This is a genomic window from Cellulosimicrobium sp. BMG9.23, from assembly GCF_059159985.1.
Window position 1 is genome coordinate 195,175 of record NZ_JBZGBZ010000006.1, and the last position, 23,798, is coordinate 218,972.

A 23,798-nucleotide genomic window follows, 5' to 3' on the forward strand; every position below is an offset into this window, starting at 1 on the left:
GGACCGGGGCGGCCGGCAGAACCGAAAGCCCCGCCCCGGCCCCGTTCCAAACCACTGCGTCGACCACAGGAGAACGACATGACCACCATCGAGCCCGCCGTCCGCCAGCAGATCGTGCTCGCTTCCGAGGCCGCTGCGTCCGCGGACCCCGCGCCGGTGCCCCGCGAGGCGAAGGTCGCCCGTGAGGCTGCGCGGCTGACCGCCGCCGTGCTCAACGACCGCCACCCCGCCGCGCGCGCGGTCGAGCAGATCCTCGCCTCGAAGGTCTTCACCGGGACCGTCGTGCACATCACCAAGGAGAAGTCGTCCACGCGCGGCCTGGTGACGCTGCACACCGGCACCGAGCGCTCCGACGACGGCACCGAGCAGATCCGTACCGAGCGCACCGACAACCCCGTCGGTCTCGCCATGGCCAAGCAGGTCAAGGACCTCGTCGGTCACAAGGTCGTCGTGTGGGTCGAGGTCGAGCAGACGAAGAACGGCCAGTCCAAGGTGCGGGTGCTGCGCCACATCGAGGACCGCGGGGTCGACGACGCCGCGGCCGTGGCCTGACCTTCACCACCGATCCACCATGAGCCCGTGCCGGGTGCTGGCGCCCTCCCCAGCGCGGGCACCCGGCACGGGCTCATGGTCGCCGCGGACGCGCTCGGCCACGGCCGGGTCGTTCGTGTGCCTGATCCCTAGCGTCCGCTACCGACGAGCCCTGGAGACGAACTCGTGAACTCAGCAACCACCGACCTTCGTGACGAGACCGCCCCGATCGACCTGGACGAGATCGACGGCGTGGACTCTGAGCAGCTCGTCGACGGCGACTACGACGAGGACGCCCTCACGCATGACGACGGCACGCCCGACGTCGAGGACGTCGTCGACGAGGCGGGGGCACCGGCCCAGCGCAAGGCACGCCGCGGCCTGGACCGCGCCACCGTGCGCCGGGTCGCGACGAAGATGCACGACCTGTCCCAGGCCAGCGCGGAGCGGCGGGAGATCCTCACCGCGCTGCTCAGCGCACCGAGCACCGAGCCCATCGACCTGACGGTCGCCGTCATGACGGGCGCGCGCTCGGCGATGACCCCCGTCACCGACCTGCTCTCGGTCGCCGACTCCGACCCGCTCGCCGCCGGGATCACCGCGATGTCGCTCGAACGGTCCCGCATGCGGGCTGTGTGGCAGCTCGCCGCCCAGCTGCAGCTCGTCGAGGGCGCGATCCCGTCCGCCGACACCAAGGCCGCCCTCGCACTCGCCGGCGCCCTGCAGAACGTCGACGACGAGCACCGCGCAGAGCTCGACGCCGTCCAGGCGCTCGCCCGCAAGGGGGCATGAGGCGATGGCCCGCTGCATCTCCTGGCGTCCCGTGCCGTTGGACGGGACGCACCCGGCAGAGCACGCACCCGGCGACTGCCGGAAGTGCTGGACCGTGTGCACCAACCGTGTACCCCGCGGTCGCGCACGCTGCGGGGAGTGCGAGCGGGCCATCGCCACCCACCCACGCGACACGGTGCGCGCGGCACTGCTCCGGGAACGCGGCACGTGCTCTGCCGACGTCCTCGAGCTGCTCACCGGCGACATGGTCGGGGTCATCGCGATCGCCGCGCAGGCGCGTCTGGCGATGGAGTACCCCGAGCGTGTCGCACCCCTACTCGACGGTTTGGAGCGGTGATGTTCCGCACGAAGAAGGTCCCTCCCACGGTGTGGGACGACGCGCAGGAGGTTCCCCGCGCCGGGGTCCCGGATGCCGTGAAGCTGGAACGACGGTTCAAGTTCGCCCGCCGGTGGTGGATGGTCATGCCTGTCGCGGTGTCGTTCGCCGTGTCCGTCATCGTGTCGAGCCAGCAAGCGAGCGACGCCGTCGTGAGCCAGCGGGAGGTCTCCACCCCGGGCCGCGCCGTCGCCGAGCAGACGGTGCGCGACTGGCTCAGCACCGACCCGTCACCGCTGCCGGGCGCGACGCTACTCGCGTGGGAGGGTGCGCAGACGCAGACCGTCGACCTGGAGGACCAGGCGTCCTCGGCAGGGCAGACCACGTCGTACACCCTGGAGCGTCACACCATCACGGTCGCGGACGACAGCGGCCGGACCTACTCGGTCGGCGTCCAGGTCGCCGTCGACGACGAGCTCGGTGCGAAGGTGACCGCCGACCCGGCGCTGATCCCCATCGCCCCTGTCGCCCAGGACTCCGACTGGCCCGACCTGAACGGGTGGCCGGGCCTTGAGATGACGGGCGCGAACGAGTCCGTGGTGAACGCCGTCAACGCGTGGGCCAAGGCCTTCACGTCCGGCGACCCGATCGCGCTGCAGCAGCAGGTGAGCGACCCGACGGCCGGCCGGTCCTACGTCCCGCTGTCCGGGGTCGAGTCAGTCACCGCGGCGGTCCGGTTCGTCGCGACCACCGACGGCGGCGACCCAGCACTCGCGAAGGAGGTCGTCGCGAGGGTGGACCTGTCCGTCGTCTGGCCCGCGCCGCCCAGCGCACCGGACGAGTCGGGCGAGGAGGAGGGTGGAGCCGAAGCGGCAGCCCCCCAGACTCCGGATCCCGTCGTCATGTCCTACGACATCTTGCTGACGGCGGCCAACACCGCCACCCCGAAGGTCGTGGCCTGGGGTACGCCCGGGTCGGGCCCGGGACTGAGCGCCTACGAGAACGCGGTGCCCCGACTCGTCTCCGTGGACGACACACCGTTGAGCGTGCCGACCCCGCAGCCGGCGCCCGACGATGAAGGTTCCGCCGCCGACGCGAGCAAAGGGGACGAGTGATGGCCCGCAACAACGCATCAGCACCGGTGTTCGAAGAGGTCCCGACCGCGACGCTGTGGCCCACCATGGTGCGCACCCGGCGTGATGACGGACGTCTGGTCGGCACCGACAACTCCGTCTGGCTGTACCGCACGGTCCCCACCGCGGCCGTCACCGACGCCCGCACCCCGGCGGAGCAGATCCGGGCGAGCGTCCCGCTGGCAGGGTTCTTGGAGGAGATCTCCGCCGACACGCGGATCAACCTCGGTGGGCGCCGCACGTCCAAGTCGGGCTACCGGAACGTCCACATCCTGGGGGTCGACATCCCGCGGCTGTGGCTGCCGAAGGTCGACGACCCGAACCGGGTGTACCTCGAGCAGTCGTTCCCCGACGAGATCAGCCCGTTCCGCTGTGTCCTCGTCGGGGTCGAGCTGCAGCCTGCTCTGCTGTCCGGTCAGGGGACCTGGCGCGAGCAGATGAGCGGCGCGTTCTCCTCGATCGTCGAGACGTTCACCTCTGGCGCGGGCACGCCCTTGAGCGACTTCGACGCGGACCTCAAGCGTGTGGCCGACATGGCAGCACGCTCAGGCCTGCGCACGCCGTCGTCGATGGAGCTGCGCATGGCCGACGCGTGGTTCACCCTCGGCGGCCCCCCGGACACCCCGATGGTCCACCACCCCGACCACTCGCACGTGTTTGCCAGCGCAGCCGGCCTGCAGGCGGTCTCGCGCGCCGACGTCAGCGACTGCGCGTCGTGGCCGCACGTCGACCAGGACGTCGTGACGATCGCCTCCGTCGCCGGGTTCGAGTTCGGCGGCGCGACCCCCGCGGACCCGGACTCCCTGTGGGGCGCCGCGCTGTGGCAGTGCGGGGCCCTGGCGGTGTCCGTGCGCGGCTCGGTCGAGCCGGCGAAGGTGACCGCCGACGAGCTGGCGCGCCGGCGCAAGAAGAACATGTCCGACCTGCACGACCGTCAGGAGTCCGGGAAGCTCTCCCGGGCCGACTACGAGGCGAAGGTCGACGCCCTCGAGCAGGTCGAGGCCCGATACCGCACCGGCGGCGGGAGCCCCACCCTGCACGAGGCCTCCGTACTGGTTGCGTTCGACGGCCACGTGGACGACCTGGACTCCCTGTCCCGGCGCCTGGTGACGAAGCTGCGCCCGATGGAGTTCCGCGGCAAGGCGGCGCTGTACGAGATGATGCTCGCGTCCCGGGTGCGGGCCAACCCGCTGCTGCACGACCTGCCCGTCGAGGACGTCGCGTGCGCAGGGCTGCACTCCCTGGCCATGGTCGGAGACCGAGAGGGCGCCCTGCTCGGCTTCACCGAGCTCGACCGCCAGTCGGCCTTGATCTCGCACAAGGCCGCGTCGTACGGCGACACCCTGCCGATCATGACGTGCTACGGCGCGACCGGGTCGGGCAAGTCGTTGCTGATGCTGTGGCTGGCGAACCAGTGGGCGCGCCCGAAGGGCGTCGGCGCGTTCGGTCAGCCGGTCGAGACCGCCGGCGTCCCGGTCGTCATCATCGACCCCAAGCCGGACTCCGACCACACGGCGGCGGTGCTCCAGTCCGGCGGCGTGGTCCACTCGCTCGACGACCTCACCGCCGCTGACGGGGTGTTCGACCCGTTGCGGATCTCCGCGACCGCGTCGGAGGGCAAGGACATCGCGGCGTCCATGCTGATGTCGATCAACCCGTGGGGTACGCGCGCCGCGGACTTCGAGACGCCGCTGACGGTGGCGCTCGACTTCGGCATCTCTCAGGGCGCCCAGACGGTCGGGCAGGCACTGACCATCGCCCGCGACGAGGGCCGCGCTCCGCGCGACATGGTCGACACCGTCCTGGCGCTGCGTCAGGCGAACCCGATGCTCGCCGCGTGCGTCGGGATGAGCCCCGACACCCCAGGCATGCGGGTGTCGGACAAGATCACGTACATCAAGGTGGGCACGGCGCACCTGGACCTGCCCGAGCCCGGCGCGACGTCGATGACGCTCACCCAGCGCATCAGCCTCGCGATGGTCCGCATGATGGTCTACGGGTCGGCGGCCGCGGTGCGCGGGCGCGACGGCGTCGTCATGCTCGACGAGGCGTGGGTGTTCCTGGGCGCTGGCCGCGCGGAGATCGAGCGCGTGGGTCGCCTGGCCCGATCCCAGCGCTTCCTGCCGATCTTCTTCACCCAGAAGCCGTCCGACGTGCTGCTTGCGGGCCTCGCCGGCTACATCTCGCGGACCCTCATCCTTCCCATCAAGGACGAGGACGAGGCACGGGCGGCGCTGCAGGCGTGCAAGCTCGAGGTCACGGAGCAGCGGATGAAGCGCATCACCGCGATGGCTGAGACTGGAGCGGACGACGGGCACGCTGGTGCCCCGAACTGGAACTCGATGCGCGCACTGCGAGACCCGGCGACCCGCAAGGTGTTGCGCGGCACCATCGCGTACTACCTGGACCTGTCCGAGCGCGTCGTCCCGGTCGAGATCAGCCTGCCGACGTCGTTCCTCATCGACGCGTCCACGAGCCCCGAGGACGTGGACCGGCGCCAGCGGGAGAAGGTCTCCGCCGCCGCATAGACCACCCGGCCCTGCCGACCTCCGTCCCCCTCGGTTCCGGCAGGGCCGGGTGCACCTCTTCGTCCAACCAGCAGGGCATGAGGGGAACAACACGCGACCACATGCCCGCACTCGCAACGTCGGTGCGGCTGCACCCGGACGAGTACGACGCGCTGGCCCTGCAGGTCGCGGCCGGTGTCCGCGAAGGGCTGACCGGGGAGCCGGAGGCGCGTCAGTCGATCGCCGCACTGGTCTTCCGCTCCGGCGTCGTCCACGACGTCGTGAAGGGGGTCGTGCACGGGCGCGACACCGCGCTGATCGTCCAGGAGGTCGAGTCGTGGGTCAGCGACCGCCTGTACGACCACCTGATCGACGGCGGCCCGGAGGTGTTCGACCTCGATCGTCTGGTCGACGACCAGGTCTCGGTGATCGGGTGGGCGAGGATCCGGGCACGCTTCATCGCGGTGTCCCGGGTGCGGGACCTGCGGGACCGCGCCGCGAGGAACACCTCGTTGTCGACGCCCGTCGGCAACCGCGGGTCGTGGGCCCCTTTCACCCTCGGCGAGGTTCTCGTCGACGACAGCGATCACGCGGGCAGCCCTCACCACGCGCTCCTCGCCCCGGCGCACGAGTGCGAGGCTTCCCGCCTCGCCGAGGCAGTGGAAGACGCGCGATACCCGTCGCGCGACCCCGAGCTGCGACGGGCCCAGTCCCAGACCCTGCGCGCGCTGATCGGGGCGCCCGCGCCGCTGGCACCCCGCTCTCGGCTCGAGAAGTACGAGCTGCGCCAGATCCTCGCCCGCGACCCCGGCGCCGCGATGCGCGCCCTGACCGGTCGGCACGACCCTGCCACCGCAGGCGTGGACCCCCGCGTGGCGGCGATGTGGGACGACTACGGTCCCGAGGAGGTCGCGCTGGTCATGGAGGCCGTCGCGGCAACGACCGATCCCGAAGCGACGGTCGCCCTGCTCGCCTACGAGGTCCTGCACACGCCGAACCGGCCCATCGCCAAGACCGTGGCCGCACTCGCGCGCACCGTCGCCGCCATGTCGCGCATGACCGGCTGGAAGGCCTCCGCCACGAGGCTCGTGGGCGGCTACCTGGCAGTGACGCGCACCGCGGTCTCGTGCGGGGACAACCGGACCAGCGAGGAACGGCGGGCCGCACTGACGATCGAGCGCGACGAGCTCGCCCGGCAGTGGCCCACGGTCCTCGCCGAGCACCTCGCCGCCTTCCCTGCCTCGCCGCTCGGCGCCGACGAGGACCAGGTCGCCGCGACACTCGATCTGCTGCTGAACGACCTGGACGGGGTGGCGTGATGGCCTGGATCGCACGAGCCCTCGTCCTCGTCGCAGGGATCGGGCACGCCCTCGCGCTGCCCGCCGTCGCGGCGCTCGGCGTGGACGTCCTGTGGCTGTGGTTGTGGCTCCCGGCCCTGGCCACGGTCGCGCTCGTGCGCGGGGCGTGGCGCCGCTCGTGGCGGTGGGTGGTGCTGTGGGCGCTCGTCGTCTACGCCGTATACCCCGACTCGATGGTCGTCGTGCTCGGGGCCGGGCAGACGTGGCTGCTGTGGCGGTCGTGGATCACCGAGGCCGACGAGCGGCCCGGTCTGTGGTGGCTGCGACGTGGGGCCACGGCATGACGCCGGTGCCCTGGGGGCACGGGGACTCCGGCCTCGGCGCTGACGTCGTGCTTCAGGTGCTGACCGCGTCAGTACGCGAGGTCACCGGCGACCCGGACGCGACCGGGCGCCCGAGCCAGATCGACCTGACGTTGGACGTCACCGCGGCCATCTCGACCTCTGGCGGCCAGAGCACCGGTCGCGCCCCGGTGGGCAGCGGCAAGAGCTTCGCCCTGCTGGCGCCGGCGATGGTCTGCGCCGCGCTCGACGGACGACGGACCGTCATCTCCACGGAGTCCCTCAGCCTGCAGAACCAGATCCTGGTCAAGGACGCGCCCGTCGTCGAGCGTGCGACGAAGCAGGTCACCGGCGAGGGCGTGACCACCGCGGTGCTCAAGGGGTGGGGCAACTACCCATGTTCACAGTCTTGCCTGGACGCCGCACGAGCGTTGGTCGCCTCCACTGGGGCGGCGCCACCAGCGAGTGACGAGCCCGCCGCGTGGGCGGACGTGCTTGAGCGCGTCCCGGCACGCGGGCGCGGCAAGGGCGCCACGACGGTGGTGCTCGACGAGCAGACGCTGCCGCGCCGCGAGCTGCGCGACCTGCTCGTCTGGGCGCTGCGCGCGGTCGCCGCCGAACAGATCGTCGACCGAGCGGCCTACACCGGCCCGGTCACCGACCAGATGTGGCAGGCCATCTCGGTGTCGCGCAACGAGTGCGTCGGTGACTCCTGCCCGCTGTACGAGGCGTGCGTCGCGGTCCGGGCTCGACAGCTCGTCTCCGAGGCGGACGTCATCGTCACCAACCACTCCCTGCTCGCGATCCAGGCAGCGAACAGCGCACCGGTCGTCGTGGGCAACCGGAGCATCGGGCCTGTGCACCACCTCATGGTCGACGAGGCGCACGCCCTGGCCGCGACCGTGCGCTCTCAGGGCGCCGGGGAGGTGTCGGGGCGCCGGGTGCGCAGCGCTGCTGGCGCCGTCGGTGCGCTCCTGGACACCAGCGACCGCAGCGTGCAGACGCTGACTGACGACGGCCGACACGTCGCCGACCTCGTCGAGTCGCACCTGAACCGCGGCTGCGAGGCCGGGCAGACGGTGGACGCGAACGGTGACGTCGACCCGCTCGGCGGGATCGGTGAGTCGATCAGCGCGTGGGTCGGCGCGGCGACGCGCATGATCGGGTCCGCGACGCAGGCCGCAGGTCCGGGGGCGCAGGTCAAGGCGAAGCGGGTGCTGTCACGGCTGGGGTCGCTGCGCGACGCCGTCGACGCGGTGACCGGCGACGACGAGGGTGTGGCCCGGTGGGTCCAGCGGGACAGCGACCCGATGTCTGCGGCCGTCGCGAAGTCCAGCCCGGTGGACGTGGCCGCGCTCGTCGCCGGGAACCTGTGGACCGCGCAGGTGCCGGTCGGGGACGACGGGGAGCCGCTGATCGGGGAGCTCGACATCGTTCCCGACCCGGAAGGGGACTCGCCCGGGACGTACGCGCTGTCCATCGTCGCGGTGTCCGGCACGCTGCACCCCGGGGCGCCGCGCGAGCTCGGGATGCGAGGCCAGACCCGTCACCACTCCAGCCCGCTCGTCGACGCGTACCAGCGCTCCATGCTGCTCGTGCCCAAGCCGACTCCTGCAGAGATCGACGTGATCTCGACGTCGACGGGTCGGGCGGGAAAGCGGCGGCTGTCGATGCGCGAGCACGCGGCGTGGGCGACGCGTCACGCCGTCGACCTGGTCGAGGCCGCCGGCGGGCGCGCCCTGGTGCTGTCGGCAACGAGCGCGGGAGGTCAGGCGATGGCGGCCGCGCTGCGTGCGTCCGCTGGACGGCGATGGAGGGTGCTGTCGCAGTGGGACGGGGAGAACGTCGCGCAGGTCGTCCAGTCGTGGCGCGGCGACGAGAGCGCGGTCTTGGTCGGCACGCGCTCGCTCATGACGGGGACGGACGCCCCGGGGATGACGAACGTTCTCACGATCCTCGACCGGGTGCCCCGCGCGCCGCAGAACCCGGTCGACGAGGCGCGCGCGGACCTGGTGGCGACGCGCCTGGCGTGCTCGGTGTGGCAGGCGCGAGACGAGGTGTATGCGCGGGACGCGGCGCTGCGTCTCGAGCAGGCCGCGGGGCGGCTCATCCGGTCGGCGTCCGACGTCGGGGTGGTGGCTGTTCTGGACCCGCGCCTGCTCAAGTCGACGCCGCTGGCGTACGCCGAGTCCACGCGTCGCATCTACATGGGAGCGCTGGCCGAGTTCACGACCAAGTCGTCATCGCCGGGGGAGGCGGTGCGGTTCCTCACGGGCTTGGTCGACGCCCGTGCTGCGGCCTAGTTCATAGGGGGAGGAAGCGAACGCGTCCCCTGGGCGCCTCTTGGGCGTCAGCCGAGGGATGCCGCGCCGTGGATCGCGCTGAGCACACAGCTCACCGTGAGGGCTGCCCACCCGACGGCGGTACTCGCGACGAGGACGAGCGTCGTGGCGTTGATCGCCCCGGCCCGGGCGTCGGTGAACGCGCTGCGCCACATCGGCGCGAGCAAGCTCGAACCGATGTGGATGACCACGACGAGCGCGACGAGGCTGCCGAACAGGGTGGCGATCGGGGTGACAGGCATCACACGGTCAAGCCTGCCACGCTCCTGCGTGAATCGGGGGTCAATCGCGGGCGTGTGTCGTCGAGGTCGTGAGCGCTGCTCTCCGCCACACCAACCTCGTCGACATCGCCCCTGCCCACGAGGGCTCTCGCTCCGTCGCGGGCGAATCTCGCGCCAGGTGTCGTGATTGTCGCACCCTGCCGTGATAATGGGCGGGTGAAGCCTCACGACCGGATCACGCTCAGTGTCGCGGAGCGTGCGACGTTCGACCACGTGGTCGACGGCGAACGCGCGGACGAGCGCGCGAACCGTGCCGAGATCGTCGATGTGCGCCACCTCGCCCACGCCGTCGGATTCCATCCGAGCGTCGGCGTCTACGTGTCCGCGGCCGTGATGCGCGGCATGCGCTCCGACGAGCCGGGCCGTCCCGACGTCGTCGGTGGCGAACGACGTCTCGCCTCGCTGCTGCACCGAGCCCACCAGGCCATCACCGACGAGGCGAACAGCGGCTGGACCGCAACGTTCCCGTGGCTGTCCACGCGGTACGTCGTGCACACGTGCTGCGTCAGCTCACCGTCCTCGATCGTCGTGGTGGAGCGGGCAGACGAAGACCCGGACGCCGCCCCCCAGCTCCTCTGACCGTTCGACTGCGCCACCCGGTGCACAGGAGCGTGCATGGCGCACGACTCCTGGGACATGGGCGAGGCAACGCCGCCGCCGTCGCCTCGCCCGACCGCGTCGGCGACGCTGGGCCGGACCTACCTGGCCCCAGCCCTCGCGCTGCGGTTCGACGCGAGGGCACGACACCGCACCAGCGGCAGACCGCTCGTCGACGAGGTCCGTGCCCTGCCTGGGCGACGCTGGGACCCGGCACGGTCCCGGTGGGTCGTCACCGCCTTCGGCCCCGACCCCGACCAGTGGCTCGCCGACGCCGGCTTCGACATCGACCTCACGAGCAAGGTCACCGACGCGCGACTGTCAGCGATCACGGGCCTGCGGGCGCTCGTGCAGCCCTACGCCGAGCTCACCGGCGCCGGTGCCGAGGTGCTGGTGCACCCTCGTCTCGGCGGGTTCGAGCTAGGCAAGGCCGCGGTCCCGGCCGGCGCGCGCTGGAACCGCGACCGCGGCGGCTGGCTCACCACGGCCGTCGACGTCGCGTCGTGCCGGGGCGTCGAGCTCGAAGCCGGCATCAACGAGGCCGCGCGCACGGCCCGCGCCAGGACCACGACACCCGAGCACCTGCGCCACCAGGCCGCGAACGTCGCCATGTCGCTCGGCACGAACGCCGACCCGCAGGCGTTGGCCGACCTCGTGCGGGACGTCGGCGACGTCCCAGGCTGGTTCGGCCTCGACCTGTTCCCCTACCAGCGGGCGGGGGCGATCGCGCTCGCATCCGGGCACAGCCTCGACGCCGACGCGCCCGGCGCCGGCAAGACCCGCACGACCCTCGCGGCGGCCGCGATCGTCGGTGCCGGCAGGGTGCTTGTGCTGTGCCCGTCGAAGGTCATCACGGCCTGGTGCCGGGAGGCCACGGCGTCACGGGTGCACACGGCAGGTGGTCGACGTTCGGGCGAGGTGGTGCCCATCTTGTCCGGGCGCAAGGAGCCGCCGCTGCCCGACGCCGGGGTCGTGGTGTGCACCGACGCGCTCGTCACCTCGCGCGCCGAGCTGCGCGCGAGGATCTTGGCGTGGGCGCCCGACGTCCTGATCTATGACGAAGCGCACCGCGCCCGCACCTGGGAGAGCGCGCGCGCCATCGCGATCCGGGAGATCGCCGCCGGGTGCACTCTGCCGATCGCCGCCACCGGCACCCCGATGCGATCGACCCCCGCCGAGATGGTGTCCCTGCTCGCGATCACCGGCCACCTCGACCCCGTGTTCGGCGGCCAGACCCAGTTCCTGGACACCTACTGCCGCAAAGACCACTTCGGGGCGTGGGTCGCGCGCAAGGGCATGGGCGCCGCGCTCAACGTAGAGCTGAACGCGCACGTCTGGGTGCGCCGTCTCAAGGACGAGATCCTGCCCGACCTGCCGGCGAAGTCGCGCCGCGCCCAGATCATCGACGTCGACCTCGCCGCGTTCCGCGCCGCGCACGCCGAGGTCCTGGCGACGATCGACGAGTGGCTCGACACGCTCGACCACGACCTCGACGGCTCCGACGACACCGACCTCGACCTCATCGAGTCCTGGGCGCGCGGACAGATCGGACTGATGAGCCCGCTTCGGGTCGCTGCCGGCCTCGCGAAGGTGCCCGTGGCAGCGGAGTACGTCGCCGACTGGGTGAACGCCTACACCGAACCGGGCGGGACGTGCGAGCGTCCCCTGATCGTGTGGGTCCACCACCGCGAGGTCGGCAACGCGATGGTGCATGCCGCCAAGGAGGCAGCCGGGGGCAGTGCCGTCGGCGCGATCGGCGGATCGACGTCCGACAAGAAGGTGCGCGAGACGGTCGACGCGTTCCAGGCCGGGCGCCTGCCGGTGCTCGTGTGCTCCCTCACAGCAGCCGGCGTCGGCCTCACCCTGACCCGCGGCAGCGACGCGCTGTTCGTCGAGACGAGCTACGTCGTCGACGAGGTCGTCCAGGCCGAGGACCGCGAACATCGCGTGGGCCAAGATCGGCCCGTCGTCGCGACCACGCTCGTCGCGCCCGGCACCCTTGACGAGCGGATCCAAGCCGTGCTCGCCGCCAAGGCGCGCACGCTGGACGAGGTGCTCGTCGGCGGCGACAACCACGCCGCGGTGATCTCGAACGTCAACGGGGCCGAGCTGGCGTCACCGTCGCAGATCGTGACCACGCTCGTGCTCGAGGCCGTGGACGCGCGGCGGCGGCGTCGCCGGGCCAGGTCGCGAGCGGTGTGACGAGGATCGACTCCGGCGGTGCACGCACAGGACGGGCATGGCGACCCTCAAGCCCGTGAGGTTCCACGACGCCGACCCGTCGTGGCCGCCGCTGGCGCGCGCCGCCAGCCTGGCGGTGGCGATCATGTCGGCGACGAAGGCCAGCACGTGGGGCGAGGTCGCCGAGCGGGCCGAGGCCGAGGACCCTGCGGTGATGAAGGTCGAGCTCACACCAGAGCAGGCCGACCTTCTCGGTCAGTGGAGTGCCCACCTCGGCCTGTTGCAGATGGGCGAGGTGAAGGTCTTGCTGCACGTGTGCCCCGTGTGCGGTGTGTGGGGGTTGCAGCAGAACGGGGCGGCGCCCTCGCGGTGCACCCTGACCCGTCGCTGCACCGGAACGCCGGTGCGGGCCAAGGCCGTCACCCGCGTCAAGACCGCAGTCGCGCGCACGGGCGCGCCGTCAACAGGACCGACATGAGCACGTACGACGAGGATCTGCACCCGCGCGAGACCACTGGGCGGTTCGCGACGAAGCCGACGACGGAGGCCGACGGCGGGCTCAGCGCGCTCGTCGCGGACCAGGCGAACACGGGTCTCGAGCTCGAGCCGCACCCATGGCCCGTTCCCGAGGGGGAGCACGATGCGGTCAGCGACGACCAGGCCCTGCACGACGCGGGCGTCGCCGCGGGCCTGCAGCACCTGATCGACGCACGCTCCCGGCGTCGTATCGCCGAGCGCGTGCGTGCCGCCACCCCGGCCGAGCGCGAGGACACCGCCTTCCGGCTCGTCGCCGAGTACCACCGGTTCCGGGAGGCGTACCACCAGGCGCCCCTGCGGCCCGACACCGCAGACCTGCTCGCACGCGAGGCCGGGCGGGAGTACGCGGCTGCGCGTGCTCAGTTTCGCGCGAACAGCGCCGGACAGGACCCGCACGCGGCTGCGATCGCGGCCCGGGACCTCGAGACCTGCTACAGCCGCAAGATCCGGGCCGACGCCGACCTGGCGGCGATCCGCGGCCATGACCCTGACCCGCAGCAGCCCGACTGGTGGCTTGGGGCGGTCGACCAGGCGCGGGAACGTGTCGTCGACCGCTCGTACCGGGGTGCGCTGCACGAGAGCGTGGAGGTGCGCCGATGGCCAATCCGATGAAGAACAAGGGCGACCGGGCCGAGCGCGAGGCCGTCGCCCACCTCGTCGCGGCCTACCCGCACCTGATGCGGGGCAACCCGATGCGCCAGCTCGGCGCCGGGCGCGCCGACGACGTCGGGGATCTCGCTGTGATCGACGACGTCGTCATCCAGGTCAAGGCATGCAGCCTGTCGACCGTCGTCACACAGCTGAGGCTGGCAGCTCACGATGCCGTTCGGCAGCAGTCCAACGCCGCGGCCACGTACGCGTTCGGGCTCGTGAAGTACCCGAACGCCCGCCCGCCGTCGGTCCGGTGGATCGTCGCGGCTCTCGCTTGGCCTGGCGGCCCATCCGACGTGGTCATGGAGGTCGGAGCGGCCACGGCGAAGGCGTTGGCCTACGCGCGGGACGAGGCGGCGGGGGATCGGCTCACGCGGATCGCGGTCGCGCGTGGTCGTGGGCTGCCCGACATGTGGGTCGCGCCGCTCGAGGCATGGATAGGCGCGTACGAGGTGGTCGGAAGCGAGCTCGCCCCGGCATGAGGGTCGCTACGCTCTCGCCATGGTGCTGCCAAGCGAAGTCGAAAGCCTGATCCAGCCCGAGCACGACCTCGTCTACCACTACACAGACGCGAACGGTCTTCTCAACATCGTCCAGTCGAACGAGCTCTGGGCGACCGAATCGCACGGGATGAACGACGTCGCGGAGATCAAGCAGGGACGGGACTTCATCCGAGGGTGGTTGCAGGGCCAGGACAAGACCGACCCCGCTGTCGCTGACCTGATTTCGGCTGCGGGGTCGGGGACGGACAACTACGGCTACACGTACTTCTGTTGTGCTTCGACGGTTCCGGACGACGCCAACCAGTGGCGCAACTACGCCGCAGGCGGGCGAGGATTCTCGATCGCGCTCGAGGCAGCGCCGGCGTACGGCGTTGTCACGGAGAAGGGCCCTCTCAAGCCACCAGAGAACCCGAGGTCGTTCGGAAGGACCGTCCCAGGTTGGACCGTGTACCTCGACTCGTGCGAGGTGACGCCGTGGCTGAAGGTGCTCTACGAGCAGGAGGACAAGGAACGCGTCCTCGACGCATACCTTGCATCAGCACGCGCGGGTCGAGAGGAGGCGCTTGACCCCTCTGGGTTGGATGAGTACGAGTGGACCGCAGCCCGAGCTGAGCTGCTCGACGAATACCGGACGGATCTCGAAGCGCTTGCCCGCCTGATGAAGGCGCCGGGATTTGCGGGCGAACGTGAGGTACGCCTGGTGGTCTCGACCGTCGGTTCACGCTACGCAGGACTCCGCGCAGGCCAATACGGCATCACGATGTACCAGCGGCTCGCGCGGCCGAATCGCGACACGACGACGTCGGGTGCGCCGTCGTACGACGTGGGCGTCGGCAAGAGCGGAGAACGATTGCCGATCACAACAGTCTGGTGCGGGCCCCTTGTGAGCAAAGAGACGAACGACCACGCGATCCGGGCTCTGCTGAGCCGCGGCAACCACGAAGACGTCGGGATCGAAGGTTCCACGGTCCCGCTCCGCTGACACCCGTTCAGATGTACGAGAGCTCGGGGGTGCACCCTCGGATGTCGAGTAGAGCACTTGTAGTCCAGCCTGCGGCGTCGTCCTTGGCGAACCGATCAGGTCCACAACGACGCTCGAAGACCGCCCTCTCGCATGCGGAGGGGAATCTCGGTGACGAGCGATCGCGTCTCAGAATGGCCGGGCCCTCGCAAGGACCGTCGGCTTGAGACCGAAAACTGCACCCCGCGCCGCTGAGTTCCAAGGGCGTGTCTCCTACTCGGATTCGACCTGTGAACAGAGAACTGGCAAGTCATGTCATCGGCCGGCCCCGCATTGAACTGACCCGCGATCCAACACGCGGTTGACGTGGCGCGGTACGCCGTGGGAGGAGGCGGCGGCTGGGTGCTCGTGGCACGATCACGCCACGTCTGGATCGGGAGGTAGGTCATGAGCGAGGCGCTCTGGGGTGTGGTGATCGGAGCGGTCGTCGGCATCACTTCGGCGGCCATCGGCCCGGTGCTCACCGGCCGACATCACCGGGCGATCGCTCGGGCAGAGCGGGTTCACAAGGCGATCGGCGAGGTGGAAGCAACTCACAATGCCTGGATGACAATCGCCGCCGATCCCGGTCACACTAGAGACGATGCATGGGAGGCCGAGCTGGCCGTCAGCGACGCGCTGCGGCGGCTAGGCAGCACGACCAGCAGCTACGTGCTGAGGCGTCAGGCCGAGCGAGCCACCGACGAGCTGGGCGAAGTGACCGACTTGCTGGTGCTGCCTGACGAGAACTTCGGGCAGGCGTTCACCCGGTCATCCTTCCAGTTCTCGAGCACCTACGACGAAGCGATGCAGATCGCCGTGGAGATCGTGGATCCCCGCTCCTGCCCGTCCGGGCGTATCGGTGGATGGTCCGAGTCGTCCGCCAACGGCGTATTGGCTCAGGCAGAGGCAGATCGCCCGTGCAGGAGGCGCGTGACGTCGCTTGCCCGAAGCCCGCGAAGTCGTGACTCACACGCGCCACGTCACGAACGCTTCCTTCGGGCCTCCCTTCACACGAAGATGACCCGAACTCGAATCGAGGCGATATGTCCGACTTCGTCCAACCGAACTTGACCGAGACCCGACGCCGACAGTTGGAGGTGCTCGAGTACCTCTACGACAACCCGGCAGCGTCTCCCTCGATCGAGATCCCCTTCGGCCCGCTTGCGGAGGTGATCGGTGATGACCTCGTTCGCACAGCTATCCCTCCCCTGATCGACCAGGGTTACGTCAACTCGTGGGCAAGCCTGGCCGGGTACAGCGGCGGATTCCTTCAGCCCGCTGGCGCGGAGGTCGTGGAGAATGTGCGCTCGCACCGCGAGAGCGTGACCGAGCGGAACATGGCAATCCGCGACCGCATTCTGTACTGGCTCCACGAACAGGGCCCTGGAGCTCAGCCGGTGCTCTCGCATTTCCTCGAGTCGAAGCACGCCCTCTTCTACGGCAAGCCCTTTGTTGAGAAGGAGGTGAGCCACGGCTCCCGCTGGCTCAAGGACGAGGACTACATTTCCGGTGGAGGCTCGCTGCAAGGCGGCATCGTTCGCCCAAAGATCACGACGAAGGGCACCCGGGTGGTAGAGGCAGGCCGCAGCGTCAACGACTCACAAGACCCGAACCCGTCACACACGTTCCAGACCACGTTCAACGGTCCGACCGGTAACGTCGCGATGGGCAGCCGCGACTTCACACAGACCTCCGCTACGGTGATCGGGGCCGCAGACGGGCTCGCGACCGTGGCCGCGGCAGTGCGGGAAGCGCTCGAACTGCTTGCTGCCGGTGGCGCCGATCGGAACGTGCTGACCGAAGCGATCGCCGAAGCGGAAGCCGCCGCCGAGTCCCCGAACGGGGCCGGCATGATTCGCAGCGCACTTACGAAGATGCAAACGGTCGTGGCGGCCGGTACTGGGAGCGCCGTCGGCGCGGTCATCGTCGACCGCATAACCGACCTGCTGGAGCTCCTGCCCAACTAATCGGGCTCATCCGATCTGAGGGTGTAGTCGTGGTCTGAAGCCGCCGGCTTCCAGGAGTGAGCGGGCGATGTAGTGGGAGAGGCTGCGGAAGCCGAGGGCGGAGCCGCGGAGGTGTTCGAGTCTGCGCAAGTCTCTTTCGTGATGTAACTCTGACACCTCCGCGCGGACCGTCCGGATCTACGCCGCAATCCGTGCGCATGTTCCGGAGGAGGATCCCCTTCGGGAGACCCAGCGTGCCCTCGATCTACGTCTCGAGTCTGGCCGGTCTCCCACCGGAAGCGCTTCGGCTTGCGGGGGGAGTCGCTGAATCGGTGCAGGGGCAACGTGTCCAGGAAGCGTCACCCCTGCACCGATCAGTCACAGCGCGATCGGCCCGGACTCGGTCGGGAGGCCCGCCTCGACCCAGTCCTGGATGCCTTCCTTGTACTTACGGACGTTCGTGTAGCCGGCCTTCGTGAGGAGGGTGGCCACGTTTCCGCTGTTCGGGCAGGCCTCGTTGGAGCAGTACGTGACGATGAGGGCCGCCTTGTCGGGGAGGAGCTCGGAGGCGTGGTCGGTGACATCGTCGGCCACCAGGGGGACAGCTCCGGGCAGGTGTTGCTTCTCGAAGTACATGCCACCCAAGGCGTCAACGACGTAGACGTCGCCGTCGTCGATGTGGGCCTTCAGGTCGGTGCGGGTGATCAGTTCGGTCATGGGCGGACTCCTTCAACCAGGTGAATGTGCGTGCGCACGTAACGATATGCGTGCGCGCGCACATATTCAAGTACGCTGGCCGCATGCCTCCACCACGACGCAAGCTCGCTGCAGACACCTGGGGTGCGCTGCTCCAGGTCCACGCAGCGCTGGTGCCCCTGATTGACCGGGAGGTCAGGGACAGGACCGGCCTTCCGCTCGCGTGGTACGACGTCCTCCTGGAGTTGTCCTCGGCTTCGGAGGGCCGGTTGAGGATGAGCGAGCTCGCAGAGCGAGTGGTGTTGAGTCGGACCCGGGTGAGTCGGCTGGTAGACGAGTTGGACCGGGCCGGCCTGGTTTGTCGAGTCGAGAACCCGGACGACCGACGGTCGGCGTACTGTCTGCTCACGGAGGCCGGTTTGGGACGGTTCAAGGCCGCGGCGCCGATCTACCTCGCCGCCATCGAGTCACGGTTCGCCGAAGGATTGACCGATCGGCAGCTCGAGGACTTGCAGCAGAACTTGCTCAGCGTCAAAGCAAGGCTGGATCGCCAACCGTAGGCGGATCCGCTTGCGGCGATGGACGGCGTGATTCCGGGCTCATCCGATCTGAGGGTGTAGCGCTGGCGGGCTGACCTGGTCGGGGTGTGGGTCGAGGTCCCCTGATGATGGGGGTTCTGACACCAACCCATCCAGAAGACCTCGACGTGAGCGACGCTACCTTCAACGACCCTGATCTGACCACGTTCACCCGCCTGGACGAGCTCGGCCTCGTCGCGGTCGGGCAACGCCTGGCGCCCGACCACGCGGTGCTCGAATGCCGCGTCGCGGGCCGTGTGGACGACGCGTTCTGCCGCAAGTGCGGTGCCGAGGGCGTCGTGCGTGACACCGTGACACGCCGTCTCGCGCACGAACCGTTCGGTTGGCGGCCCACGACGTTGCTGGTGCGGGTCCGCCGCTACCGGTGCTCGGCCTGCCGGCGCGTGTGGCGCCAGGACACCACGGGCGCGGCCGAACCCCGGGCGAAGCTGTCCCGCGCGGCGGTGCGCTGGGCGCTCGTCGGCCTCGTCACCCAGCACCTCACGGTCGCGAGGGTGGCCGAAGCGCTGGCGGTCGCGTGGGACACCGCGAACGACGCCGTCCTGGCCGAAGGCCGCCGAGTCCTGATCGTCGACCCGGCCCGGTTCGACGGCGTGGCCGTGCTCGGCGTGGACGAGCACGTGTGGCGCCACACCCGCAAGGGCGACAAGTACGTCACCGTCATCATCGACCTGACCCCGATCCGCGACCACGCCGGGCCGGCGAGGCTGCTCGACATGGTCGAAGGCCGCTCCAAGAGCGCGTTCAAGACCTGGCTCTCCGAACGTCCGAAGGACTGGCGCGACCGGGTGGAGGTCGTCGCGATGGACGGCTTCACCGGGTTCAAGACCGCCACCGCCGAAGAGCTGCCCGACGCCACGGCGGTGATGGACCCGTTCCACGTCGTGCGCCTCGCCGGCGACGCCCTCGACCGCTGCCGACGTCGGGTCCAGCAGGATCTGCACGGCCACCGCGGCCGCGCCAGCGACCCGCTCTACAAGGCTCGACGGACCCTGCACACCGGCGCCGACCTGCTCACCGACAAGCAGAAGAACAGGATCGAAGCACTCTTCGCCGCCGAGGAGCACGTCGAGGTCGAGGCGACCTGGGGCATCTACCAGCGCATGATCGCCGCCTACCGCCACCCAGACCGCGCCCAGGGCCGCGTCCTCATGACCGCGGTGATCGAGACCGTGTCCAGCGGCGTGCCGACCGTCCTGAGTGAACTCGTCACCCTCGGACGAACCCTGACCAAGCGCGCCGCCGACGTCCTCGCGTTCTTCGACCTGCCCGGAACGAGCAACGGCCCGACCGAAGCCATCAACGGACGACTCGAACACCTCCGCGGCTCCGCCCTCGGCTTCCGCAACCTCTCCCACTACATCGCCCGCTCACTCCTGGAAGCCGGCGGCTTCAGACCACGACTACACCCTCAGATCGGATGAGCCACTAATCGTCGACACGTGCGATGCCTCGCCAACTGAACCGACTGTTCACCGCGCCGACCGCCCGTCAACGCGCGTGGCATGACCGACTTCGACCCGGCCCCTCGTCCCACACGTAGAGGCATGGGGTACATCTCGCTGCACACGCACTCCGAGCACTCCGAGCTCGACGGGCTGGCCTCCGTCCGCGACTACGTCGCCGCCGCGGTCGCCGACGAGCAGGACGCGCTCGCCATCACCGATCACGGTGCACTGTCCGGGGCGTGGCAGCTCGCGACCGAGTGCGAGAAGGCCGGGATCAAGCCCATCGTCGGCGAGGAGTTCTACCTCGCGTTCGGGTCGCGGCGAGCCAAGATCGGTGAACCCGTCGACCCCGACGACGAGGACTCCGAGGACGTCGGCACGAAGACCGCAGGCCAGCGCACCACGAAGGCCGACAAGCGGTACATGCACATCACGGTGCTCGCGCGCACCGAGACCGGCTGGTCGAACCTCGTCCGCCTGCACAACGACGCTGCCGCGCACGTCTGGTACAAGCCGCGCACCGACCTCGAGACCCTCGCCAACCACGGTGACGGGCTCATCGTGCTGACCGGGTGCCTCGGTGGGCCGCTCGCGTTCTTCGTCAACAAGGCCGTCCTCGCCGAGAACCGCGGCGACCACGACGTTGCCGAACGACACCGCGCCACCGCACGAGCCAACCTGCAGGAACTCGTCGCCGCCGTCGGGCACGAGAACGTATACGTGGAGATCATGGACCACTCCATCCCCGCGCAGCAGCGCGTCACCCCCGAGCTGCGTGCCCTGGCCGAGGAGTTCGACCTGCCGCTGGTGGCGACCAACGACGCGCACTACTGCCGGGCGGACGAGGGTCAGGCGCACGAGGCGTGGCTCGCCGTCGGGTCCAAGAAGACCCTCGACGACCCCAAGCGGTTCCGCTTCCACGGCCATGGGCACCACTTCCGCACCGAGGACGAGATGCGCGCCCTGTTCGACGGCGCCGACTGGTGGCAGGAAGCCGTCGACAACACCGTGCGCATCGCGCAGCGGTGCGCACAGCGCACCCTCCCTTCCCCCCGCACCCGGCTGCCGCACTACCCGGTCCCCGACGGGTACACCGACACCACGTCCCTGCTCAAGGACCGCATCGCCGCCGGAGCGGTCGAGCGCTACGGGAGCGGGACGGAGGAGTCGGTGAAGGACCTGCCCGAGGACGTGCGCAACCGACTGAGCTGGGAGTTCAAGGTCATCAAGGCCTCCGGGTTCGGCGACTACTTCCTCATCGTGGCCGACGTCATCACCTGGGCACGCTCGCAAGGCATCCTCGTCGGACCCGGCCGAGGATCGGCCGCCGGGTCGATCGCCGCGTACTGCCTGGGCATCACCAACCTGTGCCCGCTGCGCCACTCACTGCTGTTCGAGCGCTTCCTCGACCCCGAGCGCGCCGGCCTGCCCGACATCGACGTCGACTTCCAGCAGTCTCGCCGGGCCGAGGTGCACGACTACTTCGCCCGCCGTTGGGGCCACGACCGTGTCGCCGCGCTCGGCACGTTCGGTGTCGCGCGCTCCAAGGACGCGATCAAGCGCGCGGCGCGCGCGCTGGGCTACCCGCCGGCCGAGACGAACAAGCTGACCAAGAAGTACCCCATGGACGGCGCCAAGCCCTACCCCATGGCACGCGCCCTCGACCCCGCCGACCCGGCCACCGAGTCGCTGCGGCACGCCCTCGAACGTGACGAGGCTGCGCGCGAGGTGTTCGACCTCGCGCGCGGCATGGAGGACACCATCTTCGGCAAGGGCAAGCACGCGTGCGGGGTCGTGCTGTCCGACGAGCCGCTCGACGACCTCGTGCCGATGCGCCACAACGGCTCCGACGCCACCGCGCTGCGCATCACCGAGTGGGAGGGCGCAGACATAGAGGCGTTCGGCCTCGTCAAGATGGACTTCCTCGTCCTGCGCAACCTCGACATCGCGCACACGTGCGTGCGGATGATCGCCGAGACCACCGGCGAGCTGGTCGACGTCGACGCCCTCGATCCCGACCAGCCACCCGACCCCGGCCGGGCGCAGGCGACGTGGGACATGCTCTCCGCGGGCCGTACCGCCGGCGTGTTCCAGCTCGAGTCCGGAGGCATGACGCGGCTGGCCGAGCAGGTCGGCCCTCAGTCGATCGACGACCTGTCCGCGCTCGTCGCGCTCTTTCGCCCCGGACCGCTCGGGGCCGGGATGCATACCCGGTACGCCGACCGGAAGAACGGTCGCGAGCAGGTGTCCTACGACTACCTCACGACCGACCCCGGCGAGCAGCAGGTGATCGCCCAGGTGCTCGACGAGACGTACGGGGTCATCTGCTACCAGGAGCAGCTGATGATCCTGGGGGAGAAGGTCGCCGGCTTCACCGCGGCGCAGAAGAACCGCCTGCGCAAGGCGGTGTCGAAGAAGAAGGCCGACGAGGTCGCGGCGGTCGGCAAGATGTGGTTCGCCGGCGGATCCGAGGCGCAGGTGGACGAGGAGGGCACCGTGGTGTCCCCGGCGTTCTCCCAGGGCACCCTCGAGCGACTGTGGACCACGTTCCAGGCGTCCGCGGCCTACCTGTTCAACAAGTCGCACTCCGCGGCCTACGGGCTGGTCTCGTACGTCACGGCCTACCTCAAGGCGAACTGGCCCCTGCAGTACGCCGCCGCGATCCTGGCGTGCACCGACGACGACGACAAGCGTCGCGGTGCTCTTGTCGAGTGCGCCGCCGAGAGCATCGAGGTCGCTGCACCGGACGTGAACCTGGCGCAGCGGCGCGCCTCGACCGACGGGCGCCAGGTCGTGTACGGGCTGGCGGAGGTGAAGGGCGTCGGCGACCCGGTGGCCGACGCGATCGTCGCCGAGCGGGAGGAGCGAGGTCCGTTCACGTCGCTGGCCGACTTCGTCACGCGCGTGCACACCGCGGACGGCAAGGCGCTGCAGTCCGGTGTGGTGGAGGCGCTGATCATGGCCGGTGCGCTGGACACGTTCGGACCCCGGCTGGGCATGGCGATGGTGGCGCGTGCGGCCGGGGCGGGGGTCGAGATCCCCGACGCCGAGTGGGGCGTGGTGGACCGCAGCGCCGCGCAGCGCACGACGCTCGGCGTCGCCCTCGGGACCCACCCGCTCGTCTCGCTTCGCGACCAGATCAAGGCGTGGCGACCCGAGGACTGCGTCGTCACGCCCGTCCCGTTGACGAAGGTGCCGACCGAGCACGGTGAGCTCACCACCACCATCGGGGTCCTTGCGGACTGGTCCGAGCGCACCTACTCGGGCGGACGCATGGCGTCGGGCCGTGTCGAGGGGTCGGCGCAGACGAAGGAGATCGTCGCGTTCGACCGTGCGCTCAAGGGTGTCGTCGCCGACCTGGGATCGAGCCCTGAGGTGGGAGACCTCGTCGCCGTGCGGGGTCGTGTGGAGGTGCGTGAGCGTGACGTGGTCGAGGTCGACGAGGAGGGGGCCGAGTCCGTTCGTACTGAGACGACGTCGAGCCTGGTCGTCCAGAGCATGTGGCGCGTGGCGGTCGACGACCCGACACATCCGGCTGAGCCGGCGCCCGGACCGAGCCCACGACTTCGCGTGGTTCGTGGGGATGCGCCGCCGGAGCCAGCTCCGCAGACGCTGGACTTCGACGCTGAGCCGATGCCGGCGCCCGAGCTCGAGCCGGTCTCCGCGCCGGTGGGCGTCGCCCGAGGACATGCGCGCCCTCCTGCAGCGTTCCGCGACCCCGCACCGCTGTCGGCTGCGGTGCGGCCCAGCGACGTCGTGTCGATCGCGGTGCGGTGGTCTGGCGACGAGCGCGACTTCTCGTGGTCGGACGCCGTCCCAGCGGGGACCACGCCCGCTGGCGACGCTCGCTCCGCCTGCGCGGACCTCAAGCGGGCGAGGGTCCCCGCCCCGCCGAGCGCGGGGACGTGGGTCACCCGTGTCGAGGGACGGGCGGTCGCGGTGAACGCGTGGGCGCGACGGGAGCGCCGGCTCGACCTCGCCACCCCGCCCGACGTCGACGCTCGTGACTTGCTGCCCGGCCGGTGGGCGTCGCTCGAGGACATGCGCGCGCTCACGCACGCGTCGTGACTTTGACTCCTGCGCCAACCCACAGAAG

The 23,798-nt window shown here is 70.4% G+C and carries 21 protein-coding genes; 19 read left to right on the forward strand and 2 right to left on the reverse strand.

The features are described 5' to 3' along the window. Positions 1-78: 78 nt before the first annotated feature. The 8 genes from AC4H2G_RS11930 (at position 79) to AC4H2G_RS11965 (ending at position 9,221) form a co-directional block, all read left to right on the forward strand. Complete coding sequence (locus AC4H2G_RS11930) at positions 79-552, forward strand: hypothetical protein (RefSeq protein WP_494365954.1); 474 nt, start codon at positions 79-81, stop codon at positions 550-552. Between the two features lie 165 nt (positions 553-717). Next, positions 718-1,323: a hypothetical protein gene (locus AC4H2G_RS11935; protein ID WP_494365955.1), complete on the forward strand. Its 606-nt coding sequence runs from the start codon at positions 718-720 to the stop codon at positions 1,321-1,323. A 94-nt stretch (positions 1,324-1,417) separates the two neighbouring features. Continuing rightward, a complete protein-coding gene (locus AC4H2G_RS11940; protein WP_494365956.1) occupies positions 1,418-1,660 on the forward strand; it encodes a hypothetical protein in 243 nt (80 codons plus the stop codon). Next, a complete protein-coding gene (locus AC4H2G_RS11945) occupies positions 1,660-2,754 on the forward strand; it encodes a hypothetical protein (protein WP_494365957.1) in 1,095 nt (364 codons plus the stop codon). Before AC4H2G_RS11940 ends, AC4H2G_RS11945 begins: the two co-directional genes overlap by 1 nt. Continuing rightward, on the forward strand, positions 2,754-5,300 hold the full coding sequence (locus tag AC4H2G_RS11950; protein ID WP_494365958.1) for an ATP-binding protein: 2,547 nt from the start codon (positions 2,754-2,756) through the stop codon (positions 5,298-5,300). The genes AC4H2G_RS11945 and AC4H2G_RS11950 overlap by 1 nt, the downstream gene beginning before the upstream one ends. A gap of 101 nt (positions 5,301-5,401) precedes the next feature. After that, positions 5,402-6,598 (forward strand): hypothetical protein, encoded by a 1,197-nt coding sequence (locus AC4H2G_RS11955; RefSeq protein WP_494365959.1) that lies wholly within the window; start codon positions 5,402-5,404, stop codon positions 6,596-6,598. Beyond that, positions 6,598-6,921 (forward strand): hypothetical protein, encoded by a 324-nt coding sequence (locus AC4H2G_RS11960; RefSeq protein WP_494365960.1) that lies wholly within the window; start codon positions 6,598-6,600, stop codon positions 6,919-6,921. The genes AC4H2G_RS11955 and AC4H2G_RS11960 overlap by 1 nt, the downstream gene beginning before the upstream one ends. After that, a complete protein-coding gene (locus tag AC4H2G_RS11965) occupies positions 6,918-9,221 on the forward strand; it encodes an ATP-dependent DNA helicase (protein ID WP_494365961.1) in 2,304 nt (767 codons plus the stop codon). Before AC4H2G_RS11960 ends, AC4H2G_RS11965 begins: the two co-directional genes overlap by 4 nt. A 47-nt stretch (positions 9,222-9,268) precedes the next feature. Here AC4H2G_RS11965 and AC4H2G_RS11970 read toward each other — a convergent pair whose 3' ends face one another. Further along, positions 9,269-9,502 carry a hypothetical protein gene (locus tag AC4H2G_RS11970; protein ID WP_494365962.1) on the reverse strand — a complete coding sequence of 78 codons (234 nt, stop codon included), beginning with the start codon at positions 9,500-9,502 and terminating at the stop codon, positions 9,269-9,271. A 195-nt stretch (positions 9,503-9,697) separates the two neighbouring features. Between AC4H2G_RS11970 and AC4H2G_RS11975 the strand changes: the two genes are divergently transcribed. From AC4H2G_RS11975 to AC4H2G_RS12010, 8 genes are all read left to right on the forward strand, one after another. Beyond that, a complete protein-coding gene (locus AC4H2G_RS11975; protein ID WP_494365963.1) occupies positions 9,698-10,120 on the forward strand; it encodes a hypothetical protein in 423 nt (140 codons plus the stop codon). 36 nt (positions 10,121-10,156) lie between these two features. Beyond that, positions 10,157-12,340, forward strand: coding sequence for a DEAD/DEAH box helicase (locus AC4H2G_RS11980; protein WP_494365964.1), 2,184 nt, complete (start codon positions 10,157-10,159; stop codon positions 12,338-12,340). Positions 12,341-12,377: 37 nt separating this feature from the next. After that, the gene (locus AC4H2G_RS11985; protein ID WP_494365965.1) at positions 12,378-12,797 is read left to right on the forward strand and encodes a hypothetical protein; all 420 of its coding nucleotides are present in this window, start codon (positions 12,378-12,380) and stop codon (positions 12,795-12,797) included. Then, positions 12,794-13,468 carry a hypothetical protein gene (locus tag AC4H2G_RS11990; protein ID WP_494365966.1) on the forward strand — a complete coding sequence of 225 codons (675 nt, stop codon included), beginning with the start codon at positions 12,794-12,796 and terminating at the stop codon, positions 13,466-13,468. The genes AC4H2G_RS11985 and AC4H2G_RS11990 overlap by 4 nt, the downstream gene beginning before the upstream one ends. Continuing rightward, positions 13,453-13,989, forward strand: coding sequence for a hypothetical protein (locus tag AC4H2G_RS11995; protein WP_494365967.1), 537 nt, complete (start codon positions 13,453-13,455; stop codon positions 13,987-13,989). Before AC4H2G_RS11990 ends, AC4H2G_RS11995 begins: the two co-directional genes overlap by 16 nt. Positions 13,990-14,008: 19 nt before the next feature. Next, positions 14,009-14,992: a DUF2971 domain-containing protein gene (locus AC4H2G_RS12000; RefSeq protein ID WP_494365968.1), complete on the forward strand. Its 984-nt coding sequence runs from the start codon at positions 14,009-14,011 to the stop codon at positions 14,990-14,992. 426 nt (positions 14,993-15,418) lie between these two features. Continuing rightward, positions 15,419-16,084: a hypothetical protein gene (locus AC4H2G_RS12005; protein ID WP_494365969.1), complete on the forward strand. Its 666-nt coding sequence runs from the start codon at positions 15,419-15,421 to the stop codon at positions 16,082-16,084. Beyond that, positions 16,057-16,980 (forward strand): hypothetical protein, encoded by a 924-nt coding sequence (locus AC4H2G_RS12010; RefSeq protein WP_494365970.1) that lies wholly within the window; start codon positions 16,057-16,059, stop codon positions 16,978-16,980. The genes AC4H2G_RS12005 and AC4H2G_RS12010 overlap by 28 nt, the downstream gene beginning before the upstream one ends. A gap of 357 nt (positions 16,981-17,337) precedes the next feature. Here the strand turns inward: AC4H2G_RS12010 and AC4H2G_RS12015 are convergent, their stop codons facing one another. Next, positions 17,338-17,676, reverse strand: coding sequence for a rhodanese-like domain-containing protein (locus AC4H2G_RS12015; protein ID WP_494365971.1), 339 nt, complete (start codon positions 17,674-17,676; stop codon positions 17,338-17,340). A gap of 83 nt (positions 17,677-17,759) precedes the next feature. Between AC4H2G_RS12015 and AC4H2G_RS12020 the strand changes: the two genes are divergently transcribed. The 3 genes from AC4H2G_RS12020 to AC4H2G_RS12030 all read left to right on the forward strand — a co-directional run bounded on the left by AC4H2G_RS12020 (position 17,760) and on the right by AC4H2G_RS12030 (position 23,770). Continuing rightward, on the forward strand, positions 17,760-18,215 hold the full coding sequence (locus AC4H2G_RS12020) for a MarR family winged helix-turn-helix transcriptional regulator (protein ID WP_494365972.1): 456 nt from the start codon (positions 17,760-17,762) through the stop codon (positions 18,213-18,215). 146 nt (positions 18,216-18,361) lie between these two features. Next, positions 18,362-19,678, forward strand: a complete 1,317-nt coding sequence (locus AC4H2G_RS12025; protein ID WP_494365973.1) for an ISL3 family transposase — start codon at positions 18,362-18,364, stop codon at positions 19,676-19,678. A 123-nt stretch (positions 19,679-19,801) separates the two neighbouring features. After that, positions 19,802-23,770, forward strand: coding sequence for a DNA polymerase III subunit alpha (locus AC4H2G_RS12030; RefSeq protein ID WP_494365974.1), 3,969 nt, complete (start codon positions 19,802-19,804; stop codon positions 23,768-23,770). Positions 23,771-23,798: the final 28 nt, after the last annotated feature.